The 12,797-nt window shown below is 72.8% G+C and carries 8 protein-coding genes; all 8 read right to left on the bottom strand.

The features are described 5' to 3' along the window. Nucleotides 1–3: 3 nt before the first annotated feature. The 8 genes from FRADC12_RS27010 to FRADC12_RS26975 all read right to left on the bottom strand — a co-directional run bounded on the left by FRADC12_RS27010 (nucleotide 4) and on the right by FRADC12_RS26975 (nucleotide 12,789). Nucleotides 4–789: a hypothetical protein gene (locus tag FRADC12_RS27010; RefSeq protein WP_045878723.1), complete on the bottom strand. Its 786-nt coding sequence runs from the start codon at nucleotides 787–789 to the stop codon at nucleotides 4–6. Nucleotides 790–1,206: 417 nt separating this feature from the next. Next, nucleotides 1,207–4,233: a Tn3 family transposase gene (locus FRADC12_RS27005; protein ID WP_045878722.1), complete on the bottom strand. Its 3,027-nt coding sequence runs from the start codon at nucleotides 4,231–4,233 to the stop codon at nucleotides 1,207–1,209. Nucleotides 4,234–4,365: 132 nt separating this feature from the next. Beyond that, entirely contained in the window at nucleotides 4,366–7,257 is a 2,892-nt protein-coding gene (locus tag FRADC12_RS27000) for a DEAD/DEAH box helicase (protein ID WP_052711211.1), read from the bottom strand. A 256-nt stretch (nucleotides 7,258–7,513) separates the two neighbouring features. After that, nucleotides 7,514–8,536, bottom strand: coding sequence for a twin-arginine translocase subunit TatC (tatC, locus tag FRADC12_RS26995; protein ID WP_045878721.1), 1,023 nt, complete (start codon nucleotides 8,534–8,536; stop codon nucleotides 7,514–7,516). 261 nt (nucleotides 8,537–8,797) lie between these two features. Further along, entirely contained in the window at nucleotides 8,798–9,049 is a 252-nt protein-coding gene (tatA, locus tag FRADC12_RS26990; protein WP_045878720.1) for a Sec-independent protein translocase subunit TatA, read from the bottom strand. A gap of 180 nt (nucleotides 9,050–9,229) precedes the next feature. Then, complete coding sequence (locus FRADC12_RS26985) at nucleotides 9,230–9,445, bottom strand: hypothetical protein (RefSeq protein ID WP_045878719.1); 216 nt, start codon at nucleotides 9,443–9,445, stop codon at nucleotides 9,230–9,232. Nucleotides 9,446–9,451: 6 nt separating this feature from the next. Continuing rightward, nucleotides 9,452–11,587: a helix-turn-helix transcriptional regulator gene (locus FRADC12_RS34625; RefSeq protein WP_349305917.1), complete on the bottom strand. Its 2,136-nt coding sequence runs from the start codon at nucleotides 11,585–11,587 to the stop codon at nucleotides 9,452–9,454. Nucleotides 11,588–12,129: 542 nt separating this feature from the next. Beyond that, entirely contained in the window at nucleotides 12,130–12,789 is a 660-nt protein-coding gene (locus FRADC12_RS26975) for an FKBP-type peptidyl-prolyl cis-trans isomerase (protein WP_052711210.1), read from the bottom strand. Nucleotides 12,790–12,797: the final 8 nt, after the last annotated feature.

The raw sequence follows: 12,797 nt of genomic DNA, 5'->3' as shown, positions 1-12,797 counted from the left end.
CGGTCATCCCAGGCCGATCTTGATACCGATGTCGCCTGTGTCGGTGACTATGAACACCTGGTCCTCGCCACGGCGCCAACCATCCGGAACGAGGAAGTAGCGTCCCCCGGAGCGTATGAGAAGGCGCAGGCCAGAGTACGAGTAGTGGTAGGCCGCCTCTTGCCTCGGATCCTCCTGGACCGTGACGCCAGGCCCGTCGAGGTCCAGCCGGGTCGCGCTTCCGACCGTGACAGCAGGAAGGTGCTGCAGATTCCGGGCCAGATCGCGGCCGGCTTCCAACCCGACCATCTGGGAGTATCCCGCGATTGTCCAGAACGATGTCAGCGTGAGAACGGCGACCACCAGGAGGCGCAATGCGCCACGTGGCTTCCCGTCGTCGGCCGCAGGCGACCGCCGTTCCCGGAGCCAGATCCCGTAGGCAAGCAGTATCGACCCGCACAGTGCGAGCAGCGGAACCATCGGCCAGTTGGTTCGGTAGTGGTACCAGTCGAAGAATCCGAGCGCGGCGGCGGCGAGCGCCAGCCCGCCAGCCACGACCACGCCAATCCAGACCGCGGGGTGAGACTGCCGGTCCCGGATCTGCCACCGATGCAGGGAGATGGCGGCGAACGCGACCGCGAGCGCCGTCAGCAGCGGTCGAAACGTCGCATTGGCACTGCGAAGGACGTAATCACGGAACGACAGGTCGAGCAGGTCCTGGCCGATCCCGAAGTAGCCGAAGGTAGTCGACGATCGGGACCAGCCGAAGTAGAAGAGGATCGCGCCGAACACCGTGCTGAGGGCGGCCAAGGTCGCGGCTGTCTCAACAGCCTCGGAAATCGAGCGTGGCTCCCGGGCCGGATCGCGACCCGACCCGGCCGCATCCGCGCCTCCGTCGCCGTCCGGGCCAGCCCCGTCCGAGGGAGCGCCCTCTGAAACGCCGTCGTCCGGGTTGGCGTCAGCGGGGCCGTGCGGAGCTCCGGGGGGGTCAGGCTCGGGTTCCGGACTCTCGTCTGGCACGCTCATGTACCCCCCGTGGCCACGCGGCGGAAAGCATCCGCGTCATGTCTGGATAGCGCGATTCCTCCGCCCTGTCCACATCCGCGACACCGCGGCCTCGCGCATCGCAGCGGCCGGCGTGACCGACCGGGCCCTCCGTTCCCAGCGCCCGCGCCTCGGCGGGTCATCGTCAGGATGGCTAATCCGGTGTTCCGTTCACGCCGTCGTTCAGCCGGCCAGGGTGATGTCGAGCCGGGTGACGGTCTGCTCGGGTGGGGTGGTGTCGAGCACCCATTCGCCGAAGCGGCGGACGTTCTCGCGGATGTAGGGGCTGATGGTGGCCAGGTCGTCGGGGTCGACCACCTGGCCGTCGGCGACGAGCTGGTTGACGGCCTCGGTGATGTCGAGGGCGTTGTGGTAGATCACGCAGTTCGCGACGAGCTCGTTGAACTTGATGATCTTTTCGTGGTGGTCGGGGTCGTTGTGGCCGAGGAGGTCCCCGCCGAACATCAGCCAGTCGGCGAAGCCGTGGAAGGCCTCGACCTTGTTCGTCATCGCGGTGATGCTCTCTCGCAGCGCGGGCTCGGACAGGTAGCGCAGCAGGACCAGGGTGCGTACGGCGCGGCCGAGTTCGCGGAACGCCCGGTAGAGCCGGTTCTTACGGGAGTCGTGGCCCAGGCGGCGCAGCAGGGTGACCGAGGACAGCGCGCCTTCCCGGATGGAGATCGCGGTGCGGATCAGGTCCGGCCAGTGGGCCTCGATGAGCGTCCAGTCGATGCTCTGCTCGGCGAACAGCGCGTCGATGTGGGAGTAGCGCGCCGCCGGTTCGGGCCGGTAGAAGATCAGGTCCTTCCAGTTGCGGATCCGCGGCAGCAGCTCGATGCCCAGCAAGGTGGCCAGGCCGAACACCGGCAACGACTGGCCTTGCGTGTCCGCGTGCACCACATCCGGCGCGACCTCGGAGGGGTTCGTGAGCAGCCCGTCGATGATGTAGACGGCCTCCCACACCCCGCACGGGATGAACCGGCTGAACAGCGCGATGTAGGTGTCGGAGATGTGCCGGAACGCGATCCCGCCGTATCCGCCGTAGCGGACTGAGGTCTCGGCGAGCAGGTTGTTCTCCCAGGTGTCGATCTGGGAGCCGTCCGTGCCGGCGGTGCGCCCGTCGCCGTAGGCGCGGGACAGGTCCAGCTGGATGTAGGCGTTGGTCACATCCGCCGAGGACAGGTCGAGCTTGCCCGCGGTGACGTGCTTGTTCGCCGCAGTCGACAGCTCGTGCGCGGAGACCTGTCCGCGCATGTGCCGGGCGACCTGCGCCGGCCCCAGGTTCGCCCCGTAAGTGAACGTCATCAGCGCGTACCGGGCCAGCGGGTCGGTGAGCTTCGGGTCCGAGCCGGACGCCGGGCCGAAGTGGCGGTGCCAGCCGAGCAGGTGCGCGGTGCGGGTCAGGATGTCCAGCAACGCCCGCTGCGGCAGCCGCGCGTGGATCTCCTCCTCCAGCGCACGGGCCGAGGGGCGGCGATCGCGGCCGCGCCGGGCCTTGAGCATCGGCACGCCGCTGGCCGCGTCAATGACCAGGTCGGCATTCGCCGGATAGCCCGCGTCCACCGCCCCGGCTACCCGGGCGAGCTCCCCGCGCATCCAGGCGACGAACTCGCCGGCGGTGGCGGGGATCCCGGCCTGGGCGCAGTAGCCGGCGACCAGCGGCTCGCAGTCCGCCCAGGACAGCAGCTGGACGTGCAGGTTCGCGTACGAGTCCGACCCGGCCACCGCGATGTCCCCCGACCGCAGCTCCGCGGCGAGGTAGGTGAACACGCACACCTCGAAGTGCCGCCGGGCCAGCCGACCGGGATACCGCCGGTCGCGCAGGACCTTCTGCCACATCTCCCCGGCGAACGACAGATCCACCACCACCCCGTCGGCATGATCGGGAATGAACTCGCCCCGGGCATGCCGATGGGCCTTGAGGAAGGCGACCGCGTCGGCGACCGTCCGGTCGGTGCTCGTCGGCTCGAGCACCACGGCGTCGAGCAGGGTAAACAGCGCCGGCCGGTGCGAGCGGTAGAACCGCTCGACCAGCGGGGCGTAGTTGTTGCCGTGATGCGCCGAGACCGCCTCATGCGCCCCGGACAGCGCGGCCACCCCACCGGCCTCCGCCAACGTTTTGAGCACCAGCCGGCCGGCGCGTTCGGACACGTCTCCGATCGGATCGGCCGCCTCCGCCGCCTGCTCGTTCTCGGAGGCGCCCAGCGCGTCACGGACGACCGCCAGGACGTCCCCGAACACCCCCAGCAGCCGCTCGGAGTCCGCCCGGCCCTGCTCGCGTAGCGCCTCCAGATGGTCCCGGGCCTTCTTGTGCAGCGCGGAGATCCGCTTGCAGAACATCTCCACCGCGTCATCCCGGGCGCAGATCCGCGCGGTGTGCAGCAGGCAGATCAGCAACGCCAGCCGCTTGTCCTCTCCGGCATCACGCATCTCCGCCGCGTCCAGCACATCCGCCTCCCCGGCGAAGTGGCTGATCTTCGCCGGGGTCACCCCGGTCAGCCACTCCTGCGTCGGACCGAGGCTGTCCAGCCAGCCCAGATGCTCCAGCCACTTCCGCAGCTTGCTGATCGTCGCCCGGCCCGGTGGCTGTTTGATCCGGTCGAAGGCGCTGCGCCGCGCAACCGGATCCACCACCAGCAAACCCAGCAACCGCCCTCGGGCAGCCGCGTCGAGCCGGGCGACCACCATCGCGAACAGTGCGTTGTTCACCTCGGCGCGGATCGTCCCGGCCATCTGGTCCAACGTCGTGTAGCCAGGCAGTTCGCAGCGCGCCTTCACCAGCTGTTCCAACGCCGCGTTGATCAGATCGGCCGGGTTGTCCTTGCCCTGGGCCGCCTCCCGCAACGCCGCCTCGGCGATCTCGCGGACCTTTGCCGGCTCGTAGACCACTCCCAGCCGGTCCCGGACCAGGCCGCGGTGCCGCTTCGCGGTGCGCGGCGCATCATGCTCGGCGGCCACCGACTCGTCCAGCTCCAGCTGGCCGCGCACATACCCGACGACATCCGCCGGGACGGCGGCCAGGCTCGGGAAGTAGCCCAGCCGCTGGTAGCACTTCAACAACACCAGCAACGCGAGGCGATGCCGGTCGGTCGCGGTCCGCTCGACCGCCCACCCGACCTCGGCCGAGGTCACCGTGAACGCGTCGTGCAACTCCCGCGACGAGATCGTCCGCTTGAACCGCGGATACGCCGTCCGCTCGATCGATGCCACCGGCCCACCCCGTACCGCACCCCGACAGTGATCGGCAGGCTACCGAGCAACCCGCTGCCGCCCCGCTACCGGCTACAGCCGCCCGTTGCCCCTTTCTGCCGTATCTCGGCGGCCCCCCCGCTAGGCCCGCGCTCAGTCCATCGAGTAGGCGACGACGCCGCGGCGGACCGCGTCCATCGCCTCGCGGGCGGTGCCGCGCAGCCGCGAGCCCGGGGCGGCGACCTCGGCGAGCTGGTCGAGCAGGTCCAGCAGCTGGCGCATCCACCGGACGAAGTCACCGGCGGTGAGCTCGGTGGCGTCCTCGCCGAGGATCCGCTCCAGCGACCGACCGTTCGCCCATCCGTACGCGGCGGTGACGAAGCCGAGCTCCGGTGGCCGCACGAAGCCGAGCCCGTGGCGGTCCTCCAGGGCCGACAGGGTCAGGTAGGCGCGCTGGGCCGCCGTCAGCGCCGTGCGCAGCGCCTCGTCGCCGGGCAGCGCCGGCGGCGCCGAGTCGTCGCCGCGCGGCTCGAACACCAGCGCGGAGACGGCCGCGGCCAGCGCCGGCGGGCCGAGCGGCTCCCAGACCTCCTCGTCGACGCACACCGCGACGAGGAGGTCCTGCTCGGTGTAGATGCGGGCCAGCCGGCGGCCCTTCGCGGTGACCGCGTCGCCGTCGAGGTAGTCCAGCTCGGTGAGCACCCCGCGGACCCGGTCGAACGTGCGGGCCACGGTGTTCGTCCGGCTCTCGACCTTGCGGGTCAGCTGCTCGGTCTCCCGGCGCAGCCGGGCCACCCGCTCAGCCTTGCGCAGATGCTCCTCGCGGCGCGGGCAGTCGTGCACCGGGTGGGCACGCAACGAGCGGCGCAGCCGGGCGAGCTCCACGTCGTCGGCCGCGGCCGACCGGGCCCGGTCGCGTCTGCCTGGCTCGGCGCGCAGCTCCGCCGCGTGCAGGGCCGACGCCAGGTCACGCCGGGAGCGGGCGTCGCGGGGGTTGAACGTCCGCGGCACCCGGACCCGGCCGAGCGGCTCCACCGCGACCGGGAAGTCGATCAGCGACAGCCGCTTGACCTGATGGTCCGCGGTCAGCACCACGGGGCGCGGCTCGTCGCGGCCCCGCGGGTCGAGGTCCACGTCGAGCACCACGGCCAGGCCCATCCGCCGCCCGGCCGGGACCCGCACGACGTCGCCGGTGCGCAGCCGGGCCAGCGACGCCGCCGCCTCGGAGCGGGTCTGGGCCGCGCCCTCGCGGGACAGCCGCTTCTCCCGGTCCCGGATCTGGCGGCGCAGCTGGTCGTACTCGAGCGCCGAGCCGCGGTCACACTCGGCCTCGGCGGTCAGCTCGTCGAGCGCCGTCTGGTTGCGCCGCACCTGCCGGGCGAGCCCCACGACGTTGCGGTCCGCCTGGAACTGGGCGAACGACGACTCCAGGACCGTGCGGGCCCGCTCGCCGCCGAGCCGGCCGACCAGGTTGACGGCCATGTTGTAGGACGGCCGGAACGACGACCGCAGCGGGTAGGTCCGGGCCGACGCGAGGCCGGCGACGGCCAGCGGGTCCAGGCCCGGCTGCCAGATGACGACCGCGTGGCCCTCGATGTCGATGCCGCGCCGGCCCGCGCGCCCGGTCAGCTGGGTGTACTCGCCTGGGGTGATGTCGGCCCGCTCGACGCCGTTGAACTTCGACAGCCGCTCCAGCACGACGGTGCGGGCCGGCATGTTGATCCCGAGCGCGAGCGTCTCCGTGGCGAACACGGCCCGGACCAGGCCGCGGACGAACAGCTCCTCGACGACCTCCTTGAACGCGGGCAGCATCCCGGCGTGGTGCGCGGCGATGCCCCGCTCAAGCCCGTCGAGCCACTCCCAGTAGCCCAGCACCCGCAGGTCGGCGTCGGGCAGCTCGGCGGTCCTGGCCCGCACGTGCGCGCGGATCTCCAGGGCCTGCTGCGACGTCGTCAGCCGCAGCCCAGCGGCGACGCAGGCCGCGACCGCCGCGTCGCAGCCGGCCCGGCTGAACACGAAGGTGATCGCGGGGAGCAGGCCCTCACGGTCGAGGCGTTCGATGACCTGCGGCCGGCTCGGCACCCACATCCGCCGGGGCCGGCCACCGGGCCGCCCGCCCGGCCGGCGCGGGCCCGACCAGTCACCGCCGGAGCTCTCCAGCCGGGCGAGGCGGACCAGCTCCGGGTTGACCGGGCGGCCGCCGGCGGACGCCGGGCCGGCCGGCTGCGCCACGCCGTCCTCGACGAACAGGTCGTAGAGCGTCCGGTCGGCCAGGACGTGCTGCCACAGCGGCACCGGACGGTCCTCGGAGACGATCACCCGGGTGTGGCCGCGGACCGTGACCAGCCACTGGGCGAACTCCTCGGCGTTGCTCACCGTCGCCGAGAGCGACACCACCTGCACGTGGGCCGGCAGGTGGATGATCACTTCTTCCCAGACGGCGCCGCGCTGCCGGTCGGCCAGGTAGTGCACCTCGTCCATGACGACGTAGGCGAGGCCGTCGAGGCGACGGCTGTGCTCCGGGGTGGCGTAGAGCATGTTGCGCAGCACCTCGGTGGTCATCACAACCACCGGGGCGTCACCGTTGCGGGACGTGTCGCCGGTCAGCAGGCCGACGTTCGCCGCGCCGTGGGCGGCGACCAGGTCGGCGTACTTCTGGTTCGAAAGCGCCTTGATCGGCGTCGTGTAGAAGCAGCGCCGCCCGGCCCGCAGCGCGAGGAACGCGGCGAACTCCCCGACGATCGTCTTGCCGGCCCCGGTCGGCGCCGCGACCAGCACGCTCGCGCCGCCCGCGAGCGCCTCGCACGCCCCGACCTGGAACGGGTCCATCCCGAAGCCGTACCGGCCGGCGAACGCACCGAGTGCCTCGGCCAAGCCCTCGACGACCAGGCCGGCCGGGCCCTCGTCCTCCTCGGCCTCGGCGAGCCCGGCGAGGCCGTCGGCGCCGTCGCCGGCCCCGCCCGCCGCTGCGAGCGTGTTCGAGAAGGCGAACTCGTCGGGATCGCTCAGCTCGTCCGCGGCCGGGTCACGGTCGGGCGCCGTCATCTGTCAACCTCGTTCGTAGGCCGCGGGCCGGACGGAGCCCGGCGTCAGGGGATGCTGCGAGCCGAGCCGAGCCGGGCCGGCTCGCCGTCCGTCGCCAGGCCACCGGCGGCCCGCCGCGCCGGCGGCCGCCGTCAGGGGTCCCGCCGGGGCTGGCTTGCCCGGACAGTCACACGTTCAGGTTACGGCGCTGGTCCGACAGGCCGCCGGGCTCACCGCGCCGCCCCCACCGAGCCCGCGGCGCCGGGCGGCCACCCGCTCAGGTGATGTCCGCGGACGACCCGCCCGCATCGTCGCCGGGCTGTGCCTGGGCCATCGCGGCGAGCTTGGCGCGGGCCTTGCGGCCGGCCCGGTCATCCTGCTGGGCGCGGGCCGCGAGCGCCGCCCGGCGGGCCGTCTCGCCGGAGTCGTCGAAGTCCAGCGGTGAGGCCTCGTCGTCGGCGAGCTCCGCGTAGGCGGACCCGTCACCGCGGTTCTTCTTGCGCCGGTCGTTCAGCCAGCCGACGAAAAGCGCCACCTCGTACAGGACGATCATCGGCAGGCCGAGGGCGAGCATCGTGAACGGGTCCTGGCTGGGCGTTACGATCGCCGCGAACAGGAACGTCAGGAAGATCTCCGAGCGCCGCCACGCCCGCAGCTTCGCCGTCGGGACGACCCCGGCGAGGTTGAGCAGACAGACCAGCAGCGGTATCTCGAACGACGCGCCGAAGATCAGCACCATCGCGATGACGTAGCTGAGGTACTTGTTCGCGTCCAGAACGGAGACGATCCCGTCACCGCTGAAGCCGAGCAGCAGGTTCAGCCCGGTCCGCAGGGTGATGTAGGCGAAGCAGGCGCCGACCGCGAAGAGCCCCAGCGACAGCGCGACGAACGTCAGCGACCAGCGGCGCTCGTGCCGGTGCAGGCCCGGCGTGATGAACGACCACAGCTGGTAGAGCCAGACCGGCGACGACGCGATCGCGCCGGCGATCGCGGAGATCTTCAGCCGGATCATGAACGGGTCCAGAATGCCGAACACGTACAGCTGGCAGGTCTGGCCCTGGAAGCTCGCGCGTTTGTGCGCCGGCAGCGAGCAGTACGGGTGCATCAGGAAGTTCAGGATGTGCTGCTCGAAGAAGAAGCACACGACCGTCGCGAGGACAAACGCGATGAGTGCCTTCGCGACCCGGTTACGCAGCTCCCGCAGATGCTCGGTGAGCGGCATCCTGCTGTCTTCCACCGTGCGGGTGCGCCGGTGGTTGACGTTGTCGGCGACCCGCCGCGGCGTGGGAATGCGTGGCACGGGGCTAAGGCTCCTGCTCAAGTCGTTACGGCTGATCGTGCGGGAAAGGCGCTTGCGCGCCTCCGGACGATCAGCCGGGTCGGGCGCTGAGCGCCCTGCCCGGCGATGTATCGGACACGGCGCAGAAGGACTGGGCTGGCCCCGTCCAGAGTCGGGAGCTCGGCTGGGTCGCGTCACCCGGCTCGGTTACGTTCACGAATCCGGCGCTCGACCTGGCTGGGGTGCGTTCGGTCGCTCGACCTGGCTGGGGTGCGTGCGGGGCTAGAGGGTCTTCTCGGTGGTCGCGGAGGCGACGCCGTTGGCGGTCTGGGCCGGGGGCGCGGGGGCGATCGCCGGGGGGGCCGCGGCGGGAGCCAGGGACGCCTCGTCGTCGCGCAGGCCCTTGGTCTCGGACTTGAGGATCCGCAGCGAGCGTCCGACGGAACGGGCCGCCTCCGGCAGCTTCTTCGACCCGAACAGCACCAGCACGACGACCGCGATGATGATCAGCTCTGGCGTACCCAGGTTCGGCATGGAAGACGTCCTCCGGTGGTCGATGACCGGTACCACGACCGGTACGAGCCTGATGCTACGTCGCGAGCATAGGTCGGAACAGACGTCCGCCATGTATCCCGCAGATGACGTAAGCACGCGCCATCGGATCCCACCAGGCGAATTCACCGCCGGGCACCGGCACCCAGCCGGGCGATCAGCTCAGTCCGCGCGGTCGGAGAGGCGCGCCATGACCTCGGCGGAGTCGAGGCGTGCCGACAGCGCGGCCGTCTGGGCGGACAGGCCGGAGACCCGCTCGGAAAGCTCCTTCGCGGTCGCCCGCACGGTGCGGGCCTTGCGCCACAGCCCGGCCGCCAGCGCCGCGAACAGCACCAGCGTCACGATGATCACGGCCGCGTCGACCAGTCCCCAGTGCATGGCAGCTCACCCTACCGGCGGGACCGCGGCGTCGTAGCCAGCCAGTGCCTTGCCCGCCGCGGCGTGGATGTCGGTGACCAGCGTCGCCGGGCCGACCACCCGGGCGTCGCCGCCGAGGCCCAGCAGCAGCCGGCGCAGCCACGCCGTCCCCGCCGCGTACAGCGTCACCCGCAGCCCACCGCCGGGCAGCTCCTCGGCGGTCTCGACCGGGTAGTGGTCGGCGGCCCAGCGGGCGGACGCGGTGAGATCGACGATCGCGAGCAGGTCACCGGGACCGGGGGTGAACACCCCGGAGCTGACGTCGCGGACCGCCGCGCTCGGCGGTGGTGCCGCCGCCACGGCGAGCACGGTGACCCCCGCGGCGCCGCCGACGATCGAGTCGAGCCGGAACATCCGCGTCGCCTCGGCCCGGTGGCACCAGCCTTCCAAATACCAGTGGCCGTCCAGCGACAGCAGCCGCATCGGGTCGACGTCGCGTTCGGTGAGCTCGTCGCGCGACCAGACCAGGTAGCGCAGATGGACCCGCCGCCGCTCCCGCAGGGCCCGCTGCAACACGGTCAGGACCTCGTTCGGCGGGTCGAGCTGCACGCCCACGCGGTCCGCCGGGCGGCTGCCGATCGCCCGCTCGATCCGGGTCACCGCCTGCTCCAGCGCCTCCCGGCCGGCGAGACCCGGCAGGTCGGCGAGCGCCCGCGCGGCGACGACCAGCGCCGTCGCCTCGTCCACGGTCAGCCGCAGCGGCCGGTCGAGGGTCTGCGGGTCGACGACGGTGATCTGCCCGCCCTCGTAGCTGATGTCGATCAGGTCGCCGGGAGCACCGCCGGGCAGGCCACACAGGAACAGCAGCTCCAGGTCGTCACGCAGCTGCCGAGGGGTGATCCCGAACGCGGCGGCCGCCGCGTCGACGGACACCCCCGGCCGGGTGCGCAGCCAGGGGACCAGGGCCAGCAACCGGGACAGCCGGTCGTCGGACGGCGAGTCCTGGCGGGCCCGGTCCGGCCCGGTCCCGTCCGCGCGGCGGCGCCCAGCGCCGGCGACCGCAGCGGCCTGCTCCAGCGGGGCGTCGGCGGGCAGGCCGCCTACCGCCGCGTCACCCGCGGCGGGACCGTCTCTGGCGACGGCGGCGAGCCGGCGGACGACCTCCGCGCGCAGGTCGGGCGGGTCGAGCACGACGACGTCGGCGCCGTAGCCGGCGACCCAGCGGGCCATCCGCTCCGCGTCGACGAACCCGATCCGCAGCACGTCCATGTCGGAGCCGGCCCCGGGCGCGCCGCCACCCGCGGCCGAACCGCCGGACGAGGTCCCGCCGCCGGCGTCAGCCGGGACAGGCCGGCCCCGGCGGCGCAGCGCGTGGCCCGCGCCGACCCGGACCGCCAGCGTCGCCGTGCGCGCCCGCTCCGGGCTCGACGACGTCGACATCGTGACCATCGAGCGCAGATCCACACCGGCGGGCACCGTCACGGCGCCCGCCGGGCCGACGGGCCGCACCGGCCCGGCGACCCGCGACAGCCGGAACACCCGCGGCGCGCCCCGGCGGCGGTCATGCCCGGCGAGATACCAGCGGCCCCGCCACGACAGCACACCCCACGGCTCGACGAACCGCTCCGCCGCCTCCGGCTCACCTGGCTTGCGGTACGGGAAACGGATCGCGCGGCGTTCCTGCAGCGCAGCCAGGCACGGCTCGAACGCGGGCTCGGCCGCGTCGACCCGGGGCTCCAGCCCGTCCAGGCCGAACAGTTCGGCCGGCCCGGGCCCGGCGGTCGTCCCGTCGCCCGCTGCACGGGTCCCCAGGCCCGGGCTGGTGGCGACGCCGCCCGCGGCGAGCTTGCGCAACGCACTCGCCGCCGGCGCCGCGAGCGACGCCGCCGACCACAACCGGGCCGCCAGCGCCAGCGCGGCCGCCTCGTCCGGGCTCAGCCGGATCTCCGGCAGCGCGTAGTCGTCGCGGCGGATGCGATAGCCGACCTCGTCGCCGTACCCGTCCTGGCCGGTCTCGAGCGGGATGCCCAGGTCACGCAGGTACTGCTTGTCGCGTTCGAACATCCGCCGGAATGCCTCGTGGGCGTCGTCGTCGTGCCCCGGCTCGTAGCCGTCGACCATGTCCCCGATCTCGGACACGGTGAGGAAGCGCGATGTCGCCATCAGGCACATCGTCAGATTGAGCAGCCGCTCCAGCCGTCGCCGGGACACACCCAGTGAGGGTATCTGTTAGGCGGCAGAAGGGCGCTGGCGCGCCCGCTGCCGCCTAACTGGGCCGGGCCTGGCGGCCCGGCCCGCACGCTGGACCGAGGTCGACGCGGATACCGGGGGCCAGCCCCGGTCCAGGGTCAGGACCGTGGCTGGGTTCCGTACGCCGCCCAACCGGCCCGGGCCTGGCGGCCCGGCCCGCACGCTGGACCGAGGCGCAGGGAGAGACAGGGCATCAGCGCCGGTCCAGGGTCAGGGGCGTGGCCGCGATCCGCTGACGCCCCTGTGGGGCGGTCAACGTCCGCATTCGGCGCCACCCAGAAGGGCCAGCCCCAGGGGGCCGGCCCGACGCTGGATCGAGGGGGGCGCGGATAACCGGGGTAAGTGCCGATCCACGGTCAGGAGCCTGGCGGAGGGTGCCGCACACCGGCTGTGGACTGACGACAAACGGCGCCTACGCGCCAGCTGAGGCCCAACCAGCAATGGGGTCTGGCGGGTTAGCCGTTTGCCGCGCCGGTGGCGGTCGCGCCGGTGGTGGGGGCGTTCGTCGCGGCGGTGACGTCGAGCAGGTCGACGACGAAGACGATCGTGTCGTCGGCCTTGATCGCGCCCTGGCCGCCCCGCGGGCCGTAGCCCAGCGCCGGCGGGATGACGATCAGTCGGCGGCCGCCGACCCGCATGCCCGTGACCGCGTCGCTGACGCTGCCCGCGATGCCCTGGGCGAACCCGGGGATCACCTGGTCGAGGGGGAACGTCGCCGGCTCGCCGCTGTCCCAGGACGCGTCGAACTGCTTGCCGTCGTTCCAGAGCACCCCGACGTAGTTGACCGTCACGGTGGCCGACGAGGCCGCCGGGGCGCCCGTGCCGGCCACCAGGTCCTTCACGACGAGCTTCGTCGGCGGCAGGCCCTTGCCCGCGCCCACGGCCGGCTTGACGGTCAGGATCGTCGGGTTGCCCACCACTGGCAGCACGGTCGCCGGCACGACGGCCACCGTCGGGGCCGGTACCGGCGCTGCGGCCGTGCCGTCAGGAGCGGTGGTCGAACTGCATCCCGCGACCGCCGCGACGGCCAGCACCGCGGTCGCCGCCGACGCGGCGACGGCCGTCCGCGTGCGCGCGCCACCTCCGCCGGAGCGCACGGACGCGGGCGAGAACACGGGGCGAA

It is taken from the genome of Pseudofrankia sp. DC12, from assembly GCF_000966285.1.
Classification (GTDB): domain Bacteria; phylum Actinomycetota; class Actinomycetes; order Frankiales; family Frankiaceae; genus Pseudofrankia.
The sequence above is the reverse complement of the archived record's forward strand: the minus strand, read 5'-3'. Positions and strand labels throughout refer to the sequence as shown.